The 18,425-nt window shown below is 67.9% G+C and carries 17 protein-coding genes; 9 read left to right on the plus strand and 8 right to left on the minus strand.

Translation table 11 applies throughout. From position 1 onward, the window contains the following. Nucleotides 1–227 precede the first annotated feature (227 nt). Nucleotides 228–1,685, minus strand: a complete 1,458-nt coding sequence (locus ABD893_RS07125; RefSeq protein WP_345077453.1) for an MDR family MFS transporter — start codon at nucleotides 1,683–1,685, stop codon at nucleotides 228–230. A 170-nt stretch (nucleotides 1,686–1,855) separates the two neighbouring features. On the opposite strand from ABD893_RS07125, the gene ABD893_RS07130 reads away from it, so the two are divergent. The 3 genes from ABD893_RS07130 to ABD893_RS07140 all read left to right on the plus strand — a co-directional run bounded on the left by ABD893_RS07130 (nucleotide 1,856) and on the right by ABD893_RS07140 (nucleotide 4,598). Then, complete coding sequence (locus ABD893_RS07130) at nucleotides 1,856–2,920, plus strand: tellurite resistance/C4-dicarboxylate transporter family protein (RefSeq protein WP_345077456.1); 1,065 nt, start codon at nucleotides 1,856–1,858, stop codon at nucleotides 2,918–2,920. A gap of 203 nt (nucleotides 2,921–3,123) precedes the next feature. After that, a complete protein-coding gene (locus ABD893_RS07135; protein ID WP_345077458.1) occupies nucleotides 3,124–3,828 on the plus strand; it encodes a dihydrofolate reductase family protein in 705 nt (234 codons plus the stop codon). Continuing rightward, complete coding sequence (locus tag ABD893_RS07140) at nucleotides 3,828–4,598, plus strand: DUF899 family protein (protein ID WP_345077460.1); 771 nt, start codon at nucleotides 3,828–3,830, stop codon at nucleotides 4,596–4,598. The genes ABD893_RS07135 and ABD893_RS07140 overlap by 1 nt, the downstream gene beginning before the upstream one ends. A gap of 63 nt (nucleotides 4,599–4,661) precedes the next feature. Here ABD893_RS07140 and ABD893_RS07145 read toward each other — a convergent pair whose 3' ends face one another. After that, nucleotides 4,662–4,982, minus strand: coding sequence for a putative quinol monooxygenase (locus tag ABD893_RS07145; protein ID WP_345077463.1), 321 nt, complete (start codon nucleotides 4,980–4,982; stop codon nucleotides 4,662–4,664). A 154-nt stretch (nucleotides 4,983–5,136) separates the two neighbouring features. On the opposite strand from ABD893_RS07145, the gene ABD893_RS07150 reads away from it, so the two are divergent. The 4 genes from ABD893_RS07150 to ABD893_RS07165 all read left to right on the plus strand — a co-directional run bounded on the left by ABD893_RS07150 (nucleotide 5,137) and on the right by ABD893_RS07165 (nucleotide 9,327). After that, nucleotides 5,137–5,928: an IclR family transcriptional regulator gene (locus tag ABD893_RS07150; protein WP_345077466.1), complete on the plus strand. Its 792-nt coding sequence runs from the start codon at nucleotides 5,137–5,139 to the stop codon at nucleotides 5,926–5,928. A 111-nt stretch (nucleotides 5,929–6,039) separates the two neighbouring features. After that, on the plus strand, nucleotides 6,040–6,657 hold the full coding sequence (locus tag ABD893_RS07155) for a hypothetical protein (protein ID WP_345077469.1): 618 nt from the start codon (nucleotides 6,040–6,042) through the stop codon (nucleotides 6,655–6,657). Beyond that, a complete protein-coding gene (locus tag ABD893_RS07160) occupies nucleotides 6,654–8,219 on the plus strand; it encodes a GMC family oxidoreductase (protein ID WP_345077472.1) in 1,566 nt (521 codons plus the stop codon). The genes ABD893_RS07155 and ABD893_RS07160 overlap by 4 nt, the downstream gene beginning before the upstream one ends. 154 nt (nucleotides 8,220–8,373) lie before the next feature. Further along, nucleotides 8,374–9,327: a WXG100 family type VII secretion target gene (locus tag ABD893_RS07165; RefSeq protein WP_345077475.1), complete on the plus strand. Its 954-nt coding sequence runs from the start codon at nucleotides 8,374–8,376 to the stop codon at nucleotides 9,325–9,327. A gap of 41 nt (nucleotides 9,328–9,368) precedes the next feature. Here the strand turns inward: ABD893_RS07165 and ABD893_RS07170 are convergent, their stop codons facing one another. Further along, complete coding sequence (locus ABD893_RS07170) at nucleotides 9,369–10,181, minus strand: SurA N-terminal domain-containing protein (protein ID WP_345077478.1); 813 nt, start codon at nucleotides 10,179–10,181, stop codon at nucleotides 9,369–9,371. A gap of 298 nt (nucleotides 10,182–10,479) precedes the next feature. Between ABD893_RS07170 and ABD893_RS07175 the strand changes: the two genes are divergently transcribed. Continuing rightward, a complete protein-coding gene (locus ABD893_RS07175) occupies nucleotides 10,480–10,833 on the plus strand; it encodes a hypothetical protein (protein WP_345077481.1) in 354 nt (117 codons plus the stop codon). 243 nt (nucleotides 10,834–11,076) lie between these two features. Here ABD893_RS07175 and ABD893_RS07180 read toward each other — a convergent pair whose 3' ends face one another. From ABD893_RS07180 to ABD893_RS07200, 5 genes are all read right to left on the minus strand, one after another. Then, nucleotides 11,077–11,925 carry a sugar phosphate isomerase/epimerase family protein gene (locus ABD893_RS07180; protein ID WP_345077484.1) on the minus strand — a complete coding sequence of 283 codons (849 nt, stop codon included), beginning with the start codon at nucleotides 11,923–11,925 and terminating at the stop codon, nucleotides 11,077–11,079. A gap of 133 nt (nucleotides 11,926–12,058) precedes the next feature. Further along, the gene (locus ABD893_RS07185) at nucleotides 12,059–13,231 is read right to left on the minus strand and encodes a Gfo/Idh/MocA family protein (protein ID WP_345077487.1); all 1,173 of its coding nucleotides are present in this window, start codon (nucleotides 13,229–13,231) and stop codon (nucleotides 12,059–12,061) included. A gap of 167 nt (nucleotides 13,232–13,398) precedes the next feature. After that, the gene (locus ABD893_RS07190) at nucleotides 13,399–14,871 is read right to left on the minus strand and encodes an MFS transporter (protein WP_345077490.1); all 1,473 of its coding nucleotides are present in this window, start codon (nucleotides 14,869–14,871) and stop codon (nucleotides 13,399–13,401) included. 494 nt (nucleotides 14,872–15,365) lie between these two features. Further along, the gene (locus tag ABD893_RS07195; protein WP_345077493.1) at nucleotides 15,366–16,364 is read right to left on the minus strand and encodes a transglycosylase family protein; all 999 of its coding nucleotides are present in this window, start codon (nucleotides 16,362–16,364) and stop codon (nucleotides 15,366–15,368) included. Nucleotides 16,365–16,665: 301 nt separating this feature from the next. Next, a complete protein-coding gene (locus ABD893_RS07200) occupies nucleotides 16,666–17,586 on the minus strand; it encodes a macrolide 2'-phosphotransferase (protein ID WP_345077496.1) in 921 nt (306 codons plus the stop codon). 135 nt (nucleotides 17,587–17,721) lie between these two features. On the opposite strand from ABD893_RS07200, the gene ABD893_RS07205 reads away from it, so the two are divergent. Further along, a complete protein-coding gene (locus tag ABD893_RS07205) occupies nucleotides 17,722–18,375 on the plus strand; it encodes a lysoplasmalogenase family protein (protein ID WP_345077499.1) in 654 nt (217 codons plus the stop codon). The last annotated feature ends 50 nt before the right edge of the window (nucleotides 18,376–18,425 follow it).

An 18,425-nucleotide genomic window follows, 5' to 3' on the forward strand; every position in this document is an offset into this window, starting at 1 on the left:
AACGGGCTGGGGTGACCGAGCGATCATCGTCGATACGCCTGGAGCGTCACGTTCGACGACCTGCCGAGCCATCCTCAGTGTGACCTGCCGCATCGGTGCTGTCCAGCGATGCCCGAGGAGCCGTCGAGGGGTTCTAGGCACCGATGGTGGGTCGATCTCAGCGAAGGCCAGCCCACCTCAGCGAAGCCCAGTCAGCCTCACCGAAGGTCTGCCTGCCTCGCGGATGGTCAGCGGTCGTCGGTGTCGGCGCCTTCGGGCTCCGGTGCATGGGGCTTCGAGCCGCGCAGGAAGCAAGAGCCGATCAGGCCCGCCGCCGCGATCCCGCCGGCCACGAGGAAGGCCACGTTCACTCCGTGGATGGGGCCGGCTATGCCGTACTCCTGCGGGTCCCGTGCGGTGGCCGTCATCACCGTCACCAGCACGCCGGTGCCGATGGACGCCGCGACCTGACGCATGGTGTTGTTCACCGCAGCGCCGTGCGGGATCATCCGCTGCGGGAGCTGGTTCAGCGCCGCCGTGGTCACCGGCATGATCACCATCGCGGTGCCGAACATCCGCACTGCGTTGACGATCGCGATGTAGGCGAAGGTGGTGTCGACGGTCAGCCGGGCCAGCAGGACGCTGGTGATCGTGAGGATCGCGAAGCCGGTGATCGCCAGGGCAGAGGCACCGAAGCGGTCGAAGACCCGCCCGGTCACGGGGGACATCACACCCATGATCACCGCGCCGGGCAGCAGCACCATCCCGGATTCCATCGCAGTGAAGTCGCTCATGTTCTGCATATACAGCGGGATCATCAGCATCCCGCCGATCATCGCCATGAACACCAGCATCCCCAGCACCGTGCCGAGCGTGAACATGCGGTTGCCGAGCACCCGCAGCTCGAGCAGCGGCTCCTTCAGCCGCAGCTGGCGGCGCACGAACCACACCAGCGTGAGAGCGCCGACGATCAGCGGGATGAGCACCCCCAGGGTCAGCCAGCCGACAGTGCCCGCATTGCTGAAGCCGAACAACAACCCGCCGAAGGCGAAGGAGGACAGGATCAGCGAGAGCACATCCAGATGAGGATCGGTCTGCTCGGTGACGTTCCTCAGGGTGAAGCGCGCGAAGATCAGCGCGGAGAGCGCGATCGGCAGCATCATCACGAACAGCCACCGCCAGGACCAGTGGTCCACGATGAATCCAGAGAGGGTGGGCCCGATCGCAGGGGCGAAGGAGATCACGAGCCCGAAGGTGCCCATGGCGGCGCCGCGCTTGTGGATCGGGAAGAGCGCGAACAGGATCGTCTGCATCAGCGGCATGATCATTCCGCCGCTGGCGGCCTGCACCACGCGGCCCAGCAGCAGCACCGGGTACACCGGGGCGACGGCGCAGATGATCGTCCCCACGATGAAGATGGCCATCGCGGCGGAGAACATCGTGCGCGTGGTGAACTTCTGGATCAGGAACGCCGTGGCCGGGATCATGATCCCGTTGACCAGCATGAACAGCGTGGTCACCCACTGGGCGGCGTTCGCCGTGATATTGAAATCGACCATGAACGCCGGCAGCGCCGTGTTCAGCAGGGTCTGGTTGAGGATGATGACGAAGGCTCCTGCGAGCAGGACCGCCATCACGACATTCGGGTTCGCCGCTGCCGGAGCGGAGCCCTTGCCGCTGCCGGTCCCACCGTTGTGCTGCCCCATGCTCGGAACGTCTCCTGTCGTGATCCTCATCGGGCTGCTGTCCCGCTCATCAGGCGGAATTCGTCGCCCTGCTCGACACTAGGGGTGAAGTTGCACTGGGTGCAAGGACTCTCGAGTGGGACGAGCGTCTCTGTTGTCAGATGTCACGGCTCCCGTCGCACAATGGACTCGTGCCCACCTCTGCCACGATGTCACCGAGCCTCGCCGCACGCGCCGACCAGGCGCTCGCAGGTCTCGCTCCGGGCTATTTCGCGCTGGTGATGGGGACCGGGATCGTCTCTGTCGGGCTGCGGATGGTGGGGGCCGATGGCGCGGCGCTGGTGCTGCTGATCCTGGCTGCGCTCGTTGGTATCGTGCTGGTGGTGCTGTACGTACTGCGCTGGGGTCGTCACCCTGCCCGGATGCGCGCGGATGCGAAGGATCCCGAGACTGCCTTCGGCTACTTCACGATCGTCGCCGCGGCCAGCGTCGTCGCGGTCGGACTGCAGCAGGTGGGGCTCGGCACGGCATCGGTGGTGCTGCTCGGGATCGGCGCCGCACTCTGGATCGTGCTGGGATACGTGCTGCCCTGGCAGGTGCTGATGGCCCGCGATGGGGAGCCGATCCTCGCCCGCACCAACGGCAGCTGGTTCATCTGGTCGGTCGCCTCGCAGTCCCTCGCCGTCGGCCTGTCCGGGCTGGAACCTTCCTCCTCCGCCTACGCCTCACTGCTGGGCCTGTTCACGGTGATGGCCTGGTCGGTGGGGACGATTCTGTACCTCGGGATCGCAGTGCTGGTGATCCTGCGGATCGTGCACTTCGGAATCACACCGCGACAGTTCGAGCCCACCTACTGGGTGGCGATGGGAGCACTCGCGATCGCGGTGGTCGCCGGGGCCGGGATCTTCGCCATGGACTCGGTGCCGATGGTCGACGCCGCCCGCGGGCTGATCGGCGGGACCGTCGTGGTCTTCTGGTGCTTCGCGCTGTGGCTGATTCCGCTGCTGGCCGGAGCGGGCCTGTGGCGGCACCTGATCCACCGGGTTCCGCTGCGGTACACGCCCTCGCTGTGGTCGATCGTATTCCCCCTGGGGATGTTTGCCGTCGCCTCACTGCGGCTGGGGCGGGTCGAGCACCTGCCGCTGGTCGAGGGGGTCGGCGATGTGGGACTGGTGGTGGCGGTGCTCGCCTGGGTCGCGGTCGCGGTCGGCCTGCTGATGACACTGCTGCGAGGTCTGCACGGTGCGAAGGGCTGAGCCGGAGCCGGGGCGCTCCCCTCGAGACTCGCTCGGGGGCCCGCCGGGTGCGTGATCCGCTGGTGCGCGCGCTGGCGATGCGGTGCCCGCCGCTGCAAGAACTGATCGCTGCGGCCCATGGACGGGAGCCCCATCAAGTGCTTGGGTGGAGGGGAACGAGCGCCGGTGCATGCCGGGGCCGAACTCTCCGAGGAGCGGTCGCGATGAGCGATGCGAGCACCAGCAAGACGAGCGGCACCAGCAGCACCAGCAGGACCAGCGGGGCACGTGGCGCGTCCGCGCCCGGTGCCGAAGCGGGGGAGCTGGTGGTCGACTTCATCCTCTCCGTGGACGGCTGCGCCGCCGGCGAGGGCTGGCCGGGCTGGTGGGGGCTCGAGAGCCCGGAATATCTCGCCTGGCTCGGTGAGCAGCCGGACTCGGTGACCCTGATGGGCGCCACCACCTACCGACTGATGGCGAGGATGGCTGAACAGGCCCAACGGATCGATGTCTCCGAAGAGGAGAAGGCCAGCTTCGCCCAGATGGCGCGGCTCCCGAAGATCGTCTTCTCCTCGACCCTCGAGGAGCCCCTGGCCTGGCCGAACACCACATTGATCAGCACCGATGCTCTTGAGGCCGTTCGGGAGCTCAAGCGCACCGCGAGCTTGCCGCTGACCACCACCGGCAGCATCCGCCTCAGCCACTCGTTGCTGAAGGCCGGGCTCGTGGACCGCTTTCGCGTCATCCTGTTCCCGGTGATCACCGGGCGCACCGGACTGGAGCGGATCTGGGAGCAGTTCGAGGACTTCTCCCTCGAGCTCGTCACCGCCCGCACCTTCGAAGGTGGCCTCCAGCTGCTCGAATACGTGCCGACCTACCTGTCAGAGCCTCCCGGCTCGGCCTGGGATCGCACCGGGGGCGCCGAGTGATGGGCGTGTCGTCGGGGCGGCCTGCCGGCCGACCGCCGGTCGTGGACATGGAGTCTTGGCAGTCCGCTCGGGACGAGCTGCTGGTGCGGGAGAAGGCGCATACCCGCGAGGGGGATGCGATCGCTGCCGCAAGGCGCCGGCTGCCGATGGTGGAGATCGACGGGACCGCCGAGGTGACCGGCCCCGTCGGCCCCGTGCCCTTCCTCTCCCTGTTCGAAGGCCGTGACCGTCTCGTGGTCTACCAGCACATGTGGCATGACGGAGCTCCGCACCAGGGGCAGTGCGAAGGCTGCACCACCACTGCATGGCACCTTCACGACGCGACCTACCTGAATGCCCACGGCGTCTCGCTCGCGATCCTCACGACCGGAAGCTGGGAGGAGGTGCACCCCTTCATCGCCTTCATGGGATACCGGCGCGTGCCCTGGTATTCGGCGCGGGAAGCTCCCGCCCCGATCGGCGGCGACATGGGCTATCTCGCGAGCTTCCTACGGGACGGGGATCGGGTGTTCCTCACCTATCGCACCACCGGGCGCGGCAACGAGCGGGTGAATTTCTCGATGGGCCTGCTGGACATGACGCCCTACGGCCGCGGCGAGGACTGGGAGGACGTCCCGGACGGCTGGCCCGCGAGCCGTCACGCCTGCTGGTCCTGGCGCACTGATGCGCAGGGCGAGCCCACCTGGGGCGAGACCAGCCGGCCGCTGCCCCAATGGTCGCGCCCCGGTGCGACTCCGGTGACGACGCTGGGCCGGCGCGAGCAGCACTGAGATGCTCGGCCGCCCCGGCCCAGGAGGGCAGGAGCGGCCGAAGCAGCGGGCGGTGCGAGGAGGTCACTCGACGGTGATCTCCCCCATCGGGCCCCAGCCCTCGCTGTCGATCTGGTGGGAGACGATCTGCGGGGTCGCCTCGAGATACTGCGGGAACTCCTCCTGCATCTTCTTGAAGTGCGGGGAGTTCACGTGCGGGCCGGCGCCCTCGTCGGTGAAGGCTTCGATCAGCACATAGGTGTTCGGCTCCTTCACGCTGCGTGACCATTCGAACCACAGGTTCCCGGGCTCGGCCAGGGTGGTCTCGGTGAACTCGCTCGAGAGTTCGGGCCACTGGTCGGCGAACTCGGGCTTCACCGGGAACTTGACGTTGATCAGGATCATCGAGGGGTCCTTTCAGAGAGGGGTGCACAGCCAGCCTGCACGCTGGCCGGCCGCTGCGGTAGCCCCATTCTCGCAAGGCAAGAAGCCCACCCGTCCCAGAGCTGCTGCGGCACAATGAGCGCAGCGGCGACGAGGGACCGGAGAAGGGGACAGGATGAGCATCGAGCAGGAGCGGGGCGAGGGCGCCCCGGTCGGGCAGATCGCGCGTGCCCTGGCCGTGCTCGAAGCCGTCGCCGAGCATGGAAGCAGCACCGCCCGCGGAATCGCGGAGGTCACCGGGATCCCGCTGCCCACCGTCTACCGCATCGCCCAGGAGCTCCTGCACGCCGACTACCTGGTCCATCTGCGGGACGAGCAGCGCTTCGCCCTGGGGTACAAGCTGCACCGCCTGGCCGTCGGGCTCCACGAGCATCTCGGAGTCCCGCGCGCCGTGCGCGAGGAGGTCCACGCCATGCACCGCGACCTCGGGATGGCGGCCTATCTCGCCATCCACCGCGGCACCGACTTCGTGGTCGTCCACGTCTCCGACTCGCCGCAGGCACCGCGCCTGTCCCCGTTGAGCTTCGGATTCCACGAGAGCCCGCACGCCACCGCCTTCGGAAAAGTGGGGCTCGCCTCGCTGCCGGCCGAGGAGCGGGAGGCCTATCTCGCCGGCACCCCGCTGCGCGCCCACACCGACCGCACCCTCACCGATCCCGTGCAGCTGCGCGAGCAGCTCGCGGACATCGCCGCCCGCGGCATCGCCTGGGAGCACCAGGAGTTCGTGCCCGGCACCGACTGCCTCGCCGCCACCATCAAGGCCGATGACGGCATGCTGATCGGCACCGTCGCCCTGTCCGCACCGGTGGCCGCCTATGCGGGCCGGGTGCGCCACGTCGAGGATCGGCTGCGAGCCTGCGCCTCCCGAGCGGGCCGCGCCTACCGCCTGGGTGCGGACCACTCCTGAGCCGTCTCCGTCGGCCGGTTCTCGCCCGGCGATAACGCCGATTGCCGTCGCCGCGAACCCTCTCTAGCGTGTGTTTCAGATCACTGCCGATGACGTCAGGGAGGACATGCCATGAGTGCACCGCAGACGGGGGACACCGTCAACGACATCGAGGGGAGCGAGGACGCCGCACAGACACTTCTCGCCCTCATCCGGGCCGCATTCCCGCACGAAGGAGTGCCTGGAACCGCCTATGAGCGGGCCGCAGCCACCGTGCAGGCGGCCGCCGAGGACACCACCTGGATGCGGGTCAAACTCGCCCAGGGGCTCGACTCCCTCCAGGCGCTCGCCGGTGGGCGCTTCACCGAGCTCACCGCGCAGGAGGCGCTGCCCCTGCTCCTGCGCGTCCAGCACACCAGCTACTTCGGCTTCGTGCGGCAGACGGTCGTGGTCAGCCTCTACGAGGACGAGGAGGTGTGGGAGGCGCTCGGCTACGAAGGACCCTCCTTCGACAAGGGCGGCTATATCGAGCGCGGCTTCGACGATCTCGACTGGCTGCCGGACCCGCGGATCGAGGAGTACGACGGCGACCCGCTCGTGGACGTCGTCTCGGACCTGCCCCGTGCGGCGACGACGGCCAGCACCCGAGGCGCGGCCGTCCCGGCCGGGCAGAGCCGAGCGCGCGCCGGAGGCACCGGCCGCCAGGTGAACAGCAGCAGCGGCAACGGGAGCAAGGGAGCTACCTCATGAGCACGATCGACCATTCCACCGAGGCCGTCGTCATCATCGGCTCCGGGGCCGGCGGCGGCACCCTCGCCTACGAGCTCACCAAGCAGGGCATCGAGTGCGTGCTCCTCGAGGCGGGCCCCTACCTGCGGGGCGAGGACTACATGAACCTCGAGTGGGAGGCCTTCAACCAGATGGCCTGGACAGATACCCGCACCACCTCCGGCAGCTGGCGGGTGGCGAAGGACTTCCCGAATCTCCCTGCCTGGATCGTGAAGGCCGTCGGCGGCACCACCACCCACTGGTCCGGGGCGACCCCGCGCTTCAAGCCGCACGAGTTCAAGGCCCGCTCGACCTACGGGCGGGTCGATGGGGCGAATCTGATGGACTGGCCGCTCACCTACGACGAGCTCGAGCCGTACTACACCCGGGCCGAGGACGCGATCGGCTCCACCCACCGCGGCGGCCGCCCGCCGCTGCCGGCGAACAACAACTACAAGGTGCTGGCCGCCGGCGCGGAGAAGCTCGGCTATCGCCACTACGCCACCGGCCCCTATGGCACCAACGCCGAGCCCTACGACGGCCGCCCCGCCTCTGTCCAGGACGGCTTCAACTTCCAGGGCGACAAGAACGGCTCGAAGTGGTCGACGATGGTGCGGGAGATCCCCCGCGCGCTCAAGACCGGCAAGTTGGATCTGCGCCCCAACAGCCATGTCGCCCAGATCCTCCACGACCGCACCGGCCGTGTGGACGCCGTGCTCTATCTCGATCAGGACGGCACCCTGCATCGCCAGGCCGCGAAAGTGGTGTGCGTGGCCGGGAACTCGATCGAGACTCCTCGCCTCCTGCACCTCAGCTCCTCCTCGCTGTTCCCCGACGGGCTCGCGAACTCCTCCGGGCAGGTGGGCCGCAACTACATGCGCCACATGACCGGCAGCGTGTACGCCCAGTTCGACAAGCCAGTGCGGATGTACCGCGGCGAGACCATGGCCGGCAACATCTCCGATGAGTCCGTGCATGATCCCACCCGCGGATTTGCCGGCGGCTACTACATCCAGACCATCTCGCTGGGCCCCGCCTTCATAGCCAGCTTCGTCGAACCCGGCGCCTGGGGGCCGGACTTCACCCGGCTGCTGGATGCCTACGAGAACACCGCCGGCTGCTGGCTGGTAGGGGAGGACATGCCGCAGGAGTCCAACGCGATCACGCTCGACTCCACCGTCACCGATCAGCACGGCCTGCCGGTCGCCCATGTCCACTTCGATGATCACGCCAACGACCTGGCGATGCGGGAGCATGCCTTCACCCAGGCGCAGAAGCTCTACACCGCCGTCGGCGCGGTCAGCACCCATCGCACCACGCCCTACCCCTCCACCCACAACCTCGGCACCTGTCGCATGAGCGAGCGGCCCGAGGACGGCGTGGTCGACACGTGGGGCCGGGCGCATGATGTGCCGAACCTGTTCATCTCCGACGGCTCGCAGTTCACCACCGGCGCTGCCGCGAACCCGACCCTGACCATCGTGGCGCTTGCGATCCGGCAGGCCGAGCACATCGCCGAGGTGCTCAAGAAGGGGGAGGTCTGAGCCGCGTGCCGCGACCGTGCTGAGTCGGCGGGCCAGGGCCGGCGCTCCCTGAAACGGGAACGCGCCGGCTCGCAAGAGCCCCGTTCCCTGGGCTGCGGAGGTGGGGAGTACTCCCCATGTCGACGTCCGGAGGATCGCGCTACCGTCGTGTCCCATGACCGGATTCCAGGGCGCGGACACTGCACAGCTCCGCGAGACCGCGACGCTCTTCACACAGCGCAGCGACGTGCTGCGTGAGACCGGGGAGAATGCACTGCGCCTCGTGCAGGCAGTCGCCTGGGTGGGCCCGGACGCCGACGCCTTCCGAGCCGAGTGCGCCTCGACTGTGGCACAGCTGCTCGCGCTGGCTGCGCGCACAGGGGAGCGCGGCGCGGATCTGGTGCAGGAGGCCGATCAGCAGGACACGGTCTCTGCGCCGACCTCCGGCGGCGGGGGTGGTGGACTCGGGACCTGGCAGCCCGGCGACGGTCTCCTACCGAAGATCGCCCCGTGGCTGTTCGGCCCTCAGGAGCCCAGCACTTTCAAGGAACGCGCATGGAAGGTAGTGAAGGACTTCACCAAGGGTGAGACCTGGAATGAGGTCGGGGAGAGCGTCGGAAAGTTGCTGGAGAGGGGTGGTGCCAAGAAGTTCCTGGTCAACCTCGGCCGCAAGGGCATCCCGGCCGTCCCGGATCTGTACGACGCCTACTCACACGCCACCAAGGGTGAAACCATCGAATTCACGATGGCCATGACTCGAGCCGTCTATGACTTCCATCCGATCGCCGGACCTGTCGAGGCTGTGACCGGGTTGGCCTTTCCGCTCGCCCCGGACCACTGGAAGTTCCCGGGGACGGACCGGTCGATCAACGAAGGTTCGGCCTTCGATCACCTGGAGAAGACCATGCTCGATACGGCGAAGTCCGATCCAGATATGCGTCATGTCGAGAAGATGCGTGAAGGCGAGAACTACGGACTGGAGATCTCTGACCGCCTGGGCATCGAGAACGAGTCAGCGCGCAACGTGTTCAAGTCTTTGGGCGGAGCCAGTGGACTGGTCGGATCCAGTCAGCAGGGCAAGGACGGGAATGCCTGGTACATAGGAAAGGACATGCCACCCTTCGGCTGACCGCTGCAGCAGGCAGCTCGAAGTCGTGCGTCGTCCGGCACTCAGACGTTCACGGTCACGTCCCCGGCCTCGCGCAGCTCGGCGGCGATGGTGGTGGCCGCCTCGTTCTGCTGCTGGGTGATCGTCTGCTGTGCCAGCTGCTCTTTGGCCTCTTCGAAGGGCGGGATCTGTGCTGGGTCGCCGCCGGCCTGCTTCTGCTGCTCGACGAGCTGGTCGTACTGCGTCTGCAGCTCCTCGTCGGTGGGCTCGGTGACCTCCGCCTCCTGCTCGATGAAGGTGGTGAGCTTGAACTGGGAGGAGGCGTCCTTGCGCACGTCCTCCTCGCTCATGCCCTGCTGCTCGAGTGTCGCGATGACTTCATCCTCGGAGCCGAGCCCGTTCTGCTGGGCGATCTCCTCGAGGGTCGCGTCGATGTCCGCATCGGTCGGCTCGATGCCGGCCTCGGACGCGCCTTGGAGGAGCAGGCGGTTATCCACCAGCTGGTTCGCGACCTGTGTCTTCAGCGCCGCCTGATCGACTTCCTGGCCGGTGCTCTGCTGCTGCATCGTGGCCTGCTGGAACTGGCCCTCGTAGATAGCGGTGAACTCGTCCTTGGTGATGTCCTCACCGTTGACGGTGGCCACGACCTCCGGGATGTCGGAGACGTCGGCCTCTGGCATCTGTGGCTGTTCGCCGCCCTGTCCACCGGCCTGCGGTGCCCCGCCGCCGTCGCTCGCTGCAGGCGCCTGCCCGCCCTGATCACTGGCGCCTGTGGGCGCCGCCTGATCACCGCTGCAGCCGGTCAGTGCGACCGCTGCGGTGAACGTGAGTGCGGCGAGGGTGCGCCGGAATGCCCGCTGGCTGGGAACCTTCACTGTGCCTCCTGAGGTGGGGAAGTCCGCGACGCTACGCCCCGAACCCTGGAGGCGTGTTGCAGATCTGCCCAGGTGGCGGCCAGGAAGTCGAATTCTGTGCCTGGTGTGGTCTTTGCTACGCCCTCGCGATGCAGAGTCCTGGCTCACTCATCCTCGCGATCGACGACCGTGACCCGTCGGTGAAGCAGCTCCAGCCCCATCGACGCTCGCGAAGGCTTCCACGCCCGGCTGCTCGCTCGGTGCGTCGACCCAGCGATGGGTCTATGCAGCGTCTGCAGGCGTCTCTAGGGTGTGGGCCATGGAGATGACGATTCCCGAGGACTGCGGCAATTCCCCACGCATGGCGATCGTGGCCGACATCGTGGCGGCCTGGGCGGCGGGGGAGGAGGCGACCGTGCTGGGTTGGCTGCGCGAGGACGCCACCTGGCTCCTCGTCGGTGAGAGCGATCCGGCTTCCAGCGGCATCGTGGCGCCGCCCTTCGTTGCCGAGCGCGGGGAGATCCTCATGGTGCTGAACCACGGCCGCCTCGCCGCCTGCGACGGATACCTGGTGCGTGGCGAGGAGCGCGTGGACTTCTGCCACATGATCCGCTTCGCCGGAGCCACGAAGACGGCGAAGATCCGGGAGATCCGCACCTACCTGCAACGCTGAGGCCCCCGAGGAATCGTCGCAGCCCGGTGGCCGTGCCAGCCGTAGGAACCCGGGGCGTCGTTGCCCCCGGGGAACGAAAGATCGGGCGATTCTGAGCCAGAATCCGGTCAGGGATGGCTCAGAATCGCCCGATCCGCGTTGCGACGCGTCAACGCCAGGCTGTGGACCGCGCCTGGCCGTGAGCCCCGCCTGGAGACGTGTCACCGTCCAGCGAGGCGGCCACGCCGGGCGGCGGGAGGTCGGTCAGTACCCGATGGACTTCAGGTACTCGCGGGACTCGCGGATGCAGTCGATCGGGTCGCGTCCGTAGGTGTCATCCTGCTCGATGAGGAAGTACTCGGCACCGGCCTTCTCCGCGGCGGGGAGCAGCGCGGGCCAGTTCATGTTGCCCTGGCCCACCTCGGCGAACTGGCCGAGCGACAGGAAGGCTCCGTAGAACTCCTTCATGTCGATTTCCTTCGCCTCGAACTTCGCGTAGACGTCCGCGGGGAGCGGGGCGACCCGGAAGTCCTTGACGTGGATGAGCTTGCAGGCACCGGAGTAGGCCTCGAGCATCTCCAGCGGTGCCATGCCGCCGCGCTGGACCCAGTGCAGGTCGACCTCGAACAGCAGCGACGGGGCGACCCGGCGCACGATGTCGAAGATCCGCTCGCCGTCGAACTTGATGAGGTCGACGTGGTGGTTGTGGTAGCACAGCGTGATGTTCTGCTCGGCGAGGCGAGCGGCGTAGGGCTCGACGGAACCGGCCCACTTCTCAGCAGCCTCCTTCGAGGTCATCGCCTCGAAGGGCATCATGCCGATGCGCAGGAAGCGTGCGCCGGTCTTCGTGCAGGCCTCGACGGCGCGGTCGAACTCGGTCTCGAGCGCGAAGCCGTTGCCGCCCGGGGCGATGGAGACGCTCATCGCGGCGGTCTCGACGTTGAAGTCGGCCTTGCCGCGCACGAGGTCATCGATGAGCTCGTCGGTCATCTCCACCTGGGAGACCTCGACGGCGTCGATGTCGAGCTCGCGCACCTGGCGCAGGACCTCGTACATCCCTTTCTCGTTGATCTGGTCCTTGAGCATCATGAGCTGGAGTCCGAGGACAGGCATGTTGAGTCTCCTTCGAGTCGTGAGGGCGGCGCCGCAGGGCGCCGGAGGAACGTGGTGATGCGTGATGCGTGATGCGTGACGACCGGAGCGGCCGGGTCGGTGCCGTGCGGCACTGACCCGGCCGTTCAGCGGCTCAGGAGCGGGTGGGGAACTTGCCCTCTGCCTCGATGCGCTTGTTGAGCTCGGCGAGGTACTCCTCGGCCGGGTAGTCGACCAGGTCGATCTCACGGCCGGTCCAGGCCGAGAGCTGCATGCCGGAGGCAAGGCGCACGCCGTTGATGCCCTCGGCGCCGTCCGCGATCAGCGGGGTGCCGTCGTTGATGTGAGCGGCGAAGTTGGTCAGGACGTCGGTGTGCTGCTGGCCCCAGGCCGACTCGTACTCCTTGACCTCGGTCTCGTACAGGTCGGCGGTGTCGATCTTGCCCATGAACAGGCGGCCGACGTCCTCGGCGGACATGCCGTCGGACAGCGAGCGCTCGTCCTGCTTCAGGCGGGTGATCGTGACCTTCTTGGAGGCGTCCACGACGATCTTGCCCTTGTCGAAGAGCATCTCCAGGCGGTCGGTGCCGATGATGTCGTTCGTGGAGGTGATGAAGCTGCCGGTGGCGCCATCACCGAAGTCGACGACCGCATTGACCTCGTCCTCGGTGGCGATGTCGCGCTGGAAGCCGAAGGAGAGCTTCGCGAAGACCTTCTTCGGGGAGCCGCACAGCCACTGCCAGAGGTCCAGCTGGTGGGGCGCCTGGTTGACCAGCACGCCGCCACCCTCGCCGCCCCAGGTCGCACGCCATGCCGACTGGTCGTAGTAGGCCTGGGGGCGCCACCAGGTGGTGATGATCCACGAGGTGTGGCGCAGCTTGCCGAGCTCACCGGAAGCGATGAGCTCCTTGAGGTCGGTGTAGACCGGGTTGGTGCGCTGATTGAACATGATCGCGAAGGTGGTCTCGGGATGCTCCGCCGCGAAGGCGTTCATCTCCTCGACCTGCTTGGTGTAGATGCCGGCCGGCTTCTCGGTGAGGGTGTGGATGCCCTTGCCGATCGCGGTGATGGTCATCTCCGCGTGGTCGAAGTGCGGCACGGTGGTGACCACCGCGTCGATGTCACCGGAGTCCAGCATCGCGAGGTAGTCGTCGTAGAAGGGGGCGTCCGGGTACTTCTCGGCGGCGACCTCCTTCTTGGCGGGGTCGGTGTCGGCGATGGCGCCGAGGGTCATGCCAGCGACCTTGCCGTCCTTGAGCAGGCCGGCATACATGCCGCCCTGGGCTCCGAGGCCGATGATTCCGAGACGGACGTTCTTCTCCGACATGGTGTCTCCGTTTCTGTGGTGGTTCTCTGCGCTCCGCGAGGAGGCTGCGAGGTGAAAAGCAAGGGTGACGTGGGTTCAGGCGGGGAAGGGCCGACAGGGAAAGCTCTCTCCCCACCGACCCTACTCCGGCCGGCGGACCCTCGGGAGAGACCGCCGGCCGGTGCGGATCAGCTCTCCGGGGTCGCTGCAGCGGCCGCGGCGTGCATCTTCTCGAGGATCGCGACGTTCTCGTCGACGCGCTTCTTGGACAGCGGGTACCAGAAGATCAGGAAGAGGACCGAGACGATCAGCAGCAGGGCCGGCACCAGGGTCGCCAGGGTGTAGATGCCGTCCAGCACCTCCTGGGTCTGCACGATGGTCCCGGTACCGGACACGTAGCCGATCCATCCCAGGGCCCAGCCGGTCAGGCCACCGGCAATGGCCTGGCCGAGCTTGCGAGCCCAGGAGTACATGCCGTACACGGTGGCGTCGTTGCGCTCGCCGGTCTGGATCTCCTGGACGTCGATCGCATCGGTGATGAACGCCCAGATGAGGATGTTCAAGCAGGCGACGCCGAACATCATGACCGCGTAGCCGACCATGAACACGTACGGGCTGTCGGTGCGGACCACGAACAGGATCAGTGCGGCGACGACGGCCAGCGACATGCCGACCACGCCGACCTCCTTCTTGCCGAAGGTCTTGGCGAGCTTCGAGGCGAAGGGCACCAGCAGCAGGGTCGGAGCGAGGCCCACGAAGTTCACGAGGCTCAGCAGCTGACCGTTGTTGAAGTACTCATTGAGCATGTAAGGCATCATGCCGCCGAGCAGCATGAAGGCGATGAGCATGAAGAGCGAGGTCGCGATCAGGCCGGTGAGGGCCCGGTTCTTGGCCATGGCGCCGAGGGTCTGACCGAGGCTGGCGCGCTCCCCCTTCGGCTTCGGCGGGGTGCTGATGCGCTCCTCTACGTTGATGAAGCAGAGCAGGTAGCAGATGACAGCGAGGATGCCGCAGCCGAGGGCGGCCCACATCATGTTGGTTCCGGAGAGCTCGGACTGGCCGTTGATCTGGACGAAGACGACGAGCGGCAGGACCACGGAGATGGCGAGGTTCGCGAGGGTGGCACCGAGGGAGCGGAACACCGACAGCGAGGCGCGCTCACCGGGCTGGTTGGAGATGACCGAGGCCATGGAACCGTAGGGGATGTTGATCAGGGTGTAGAAGACCGAGCCCCACAGGATGTAGGTGACGATCATCCACGCCAGGCGCGTACCGTACTCGCCGTCCTGGACGAACGGCGAGAACATCAGGAACGACGCCGCGGCGACGGGGACCGCGATCCGCAGCAGCCAGGGCTTGAACCGGCCGGACCTGCCGGGCTTCAGGGTGTCGATCAGGCGTCCTGCACCGACGTCGGTGAAGGCGTCCAGGATGCGCGCGGCGAACAGCAGGGTGCCGACGTGGGCGGCGTTGATGCCCATGACGTTGGTGTAGAAGATCATGAAGAACGCGGACTGCAGGAGGAACGTGAAGTCGTTCCCGAAGTCGCCGAACATGTAGCCGATCTTGTCCCGGAAGCTGAACGGGCGCTTGGCCGTCGAGCTCGGCGAACTGGACGGGGCCATGCGGCCCTGCCCCGGGTGTGCGCTGGTGGTGCTCATCGTTGTGCTCCTTCTGGCTCATCCTTGAGTAGCTGGAGCGACCAGGCGCGGTGTGTCGCTGGTGGCTCCGGTGTGCCGAGGGTGCCGCGAGAAGCGGTGTCGGCTATGGCCCGAGTCTTGCCAGAGCGCTGAACGATTGGCCATTGTTGCCAGAGGTTGCAGTGTGGTTGCCGGGAGGTCGAATCTTGTACTACTTGGTAACGGGGCTGCTGCCAGCACTTTTGCTTCGTGTCGAGAGAAGGGGTCTCTGTCACGTTGGAGGATGGAGGCCGGCGCGCCCTGGAAATTGCCGTGGGTTGCCGCGCTCCGGGTCCGGGGTCCTGCGGGCTCGCACCCATTGCGCGCTGCGCACGCGCGCGGTGCACGCGCGCGGTGTACTCGCCGAACGGCGGACGGCCGGGCCGCCGGTGAAGGCGGCCCGGCCGTCCGGGTCATTGCGGCGTCGCCGCGCGGTGGCTGCGCCCGTCGAGCGGGAGCGCAGCTGCCGGAAGAGATCAGTAGAGGTTCAGGAAGGTCTGCAGGACCTCCACGGTGTCCTCGTCGATCTCGTCGGAGCCGTTCTGGGTGGCGCCGATCTCGTGCTGGAGGCCGGCGACGGTGTCCTCGCCGATCACGCCGTCCTGGTCGGTCTTGGCCCAGCCCTGAAGCGCCAGGGTGGTTGCCTCATCCATCTCGCCGGTCTGCTCGACGTTCAGCCAGTCCTGCAGCGCGCTCATGGTCTCCGGGCCGTTCTTGCCGTCGACCTCGAGGGTGCCGGCGACGGACAGGTCACCGGTGGCCTTGGAGCCGGGCTCGCCCGCAGTCCGCTCCGGGGCCGGAGCGGACTCCTGCTCAGCCTTCGGGGCAGAGTCCTGTGCGGGCTCCTGCTTCTTCTCGGTCTCCTTGGCGAAGCCGTTCTCGTCACAGTTGTCGGCGATCCCGTCACCGTCGCAGCTCCAGTCGCCCTGGGGCTCGGTGCTCTGGCGCTCGCTCGAGCGGTTCGCCTGCTTCTCGGACTCGCGGCTCGGAGTGGAGTCCTGCTGCTTCTGTTCGGTTTGCTCCTGCTCGGGCGCTTCCTCCTGCGGGGCCTCCTCCTGCTCGGAGGGCGCCGGGGCGTCGCCGGTGCTGGCCCCACCGCTCAGGGCCGAGCCGCAGTTGGGCCAGGCGCCTGCGCCCTGCTCGGCGAGGACGCGCTCGGCCACAGCGATCTGCTGGCTCTTGGAGGCCTGGTCGGCGCTCGAGGCGTACTGCGAGCCGCCGAAGCCCTCCCAGGTCTGCTGAGAGAACTGCAGGCCGCCGTAGTAACCGTTGCCCGTGTTGATCGACCAGTCTCCGCCGGATTCGCAGGCGGCGACCTCGTCCCAGCCGGTCGCGGCGTTCGCCGCGGTGCCGGTGGCGAGCATGCCGGTGGCGACGATGGCGCCTCCGGCGAGGGTCACTGCGGTGCGGGCCAGGCCGCGGCGCAGGCTGGAGGTTCGGGGGGTCTTGGTGGCGTGCGTGCTGTGCTTGGACATGAACACGTCCTCTCGCATCTCTCGCTGGGGTCGCGGATCCGCAGGGGCGGAGCGCGCGTCTCGAACGTCGGCCACCGTAGGGGAAAGGGGGGCCCCCAGATCAAGGCCCTTGGAGGGTGGTGACGGAGATTTGACCCGAGCAGAACGAGCCGATGACGTGGGGCACGCCCGTTATCTTGCTGTGACCTGCCCGGGTGTGAGTGTCCAGGCACGGACCGACGGCGGGTGTGAGCCCGCTCCCTCGATGTCGCTCAGGTCACTCGCACGGACGGGCTCTTGGCATCTGGCTCGGAGGGCTGGGTCAGGCCCCGGTCGGCGGGTTCAGGGCTGCGGCGGCCGCCTTGTGATGCCCAGCCAAGCCGGTCTCCAGCGCGAAGAGGCCGTAGCCGATCGGCCCGGCGGAGAACATCTCAGTGCAGTGCTCGGCCAGGCGCGGCCAGATGCGTCCCCCGCCCGCTGAGTACGCCGCGAGCATTGCCTCGAAGGCCTCCGGCGGTGCGCTGACCTGATGGAACATGAGGTCCCTGGCCGGGTCGCCGATCGCGGCCGTGGTCCAGTCCAGGATCGCGCTGATCCGTTCGCCTTCGACCAGTGTGTGGCCGGGATAGATCTCGCCATGTGTGAGCACCGAGTGCCGCGGCCAGTAGCTGTCCTCGCCGAGCCAGGCATCCCAGCGCTCCCGCAGCGACGGCGAGATCTCGAACTCGGCGGCAACGCGGGACAGGTCCCGGCCCCAGGCCTCCCGCACTTCGGTGGGGGAGCGCACCTCGATGCCGGTCGCGGCGGCAGCCTCGGGGTCCACCGCCTGCAGCTGTGCCGCTGCGCTGCCGAGCGAGGCGGCGTAGATGGTGGAAGTCATGTCGACATGCCAGGTCACCTCACCATCCGCGCTGACCGTGAGTCCTGGCGTGCCGGGGAGCAGGGGATAGGCGATCAGCTCGGAGGTGCTGATCCGCCAGGCCGGCACCGCGAACTCCAGGTGTGGAGCCACCATGGCCAGCAGACGGCCCTCCACTGCGGCGCGGTCCAGCACGTCCGGCCGACGGGGGATGCGCAACACCCAGTCCTGGCCGTCGCGCGCACGGGCCATCGCGACCCGGAAGTCGAGGCCGATCTCCTCGGTGCGCAGCGTCGCCCCGTCGAGGTCGAGGCCATGGGCGGAGGCGAGCGCCAGCAGCTCGTCCAGGTCGGTGGGTGGCACGGGCGCGTTGACGTCAGGCATGCCTGCATGGTGCCATCGCCCCTTGGGCCACGGCCAGGTCAATTCCCACCCTCCGGGCCGCGCGTATCCTCTCGGTATGCGAGGAAGCATCGACCATGTGACGGGCGCGGACCCGCCGCCGCGAGGGAGCAGTCGATGCGTGCCGCGATGACGGTCCTGGTCGCGGTCGGGCTCACGCACCTGGCGGCGCAGTGGTTCGGGATCGGGCCTGTCGCGGAGGTCACACAGGTGCTCCTGATGCCTCTGCTCGCCCTCGCCCTCTGGTCAGGCACCTCAGCGCCTCGCGTACTCCTGGTGCGCCTGACCGTGATCGCCCTCGGCTTCTCCTGGCTCGGCGACACGATCCCGCGCTTCGTGGGTGGGGAGCCCGGGTTCCTCGGCATGCTGGGCAGCTTCCTGGTCGCGCAGCTGATCTATGCCGTCGCCATCTGGCCATGGCGGCTGGAATCGCTGTTGCGTCGGCCCCAGGTGGCCTCGATCTACCTGCTCGTCGCCCTCGTGATCGTCATGCTGTCGGCGCGGGGCGCCGGGATGCTGCTGCCGGCGGTGGTCGTGTACGCGGTGGCGATCTTCGCGATGTCGCTGCTGGCCAGCGGCCTGGGACGGCTCGGGACGATCGGGGGCGCGGTGTTCGTGGTCTCCGATTCCCTGATCGCCCTGGACGCCTTCGGGGTGCTCACGCTCCCGGCGCACAGTGTCTGGGTGATGGCCACGTATCTCACCGCGCAGGTGCTGCTCGTGCTCGCGGTGCGCCGAGCGGCCGGCGCTGTGCCGGTCACTCGCCTCTGACGCGGAACGGCGCCCCTCGAGATGGTGCTCAAGGGGCGCCGTGCGGCGGG

Origin of the sequence: Brachybacterium paraconglomeratum (assembly GCF_039541415.1) — a bacterium.
GTDB lineage: Bacteria > Actinomycetota > Actinomycetes > Actinomycetales > Dermabacteraceae > Brachybacterium > Brachybacterium paraconglomeratum_A.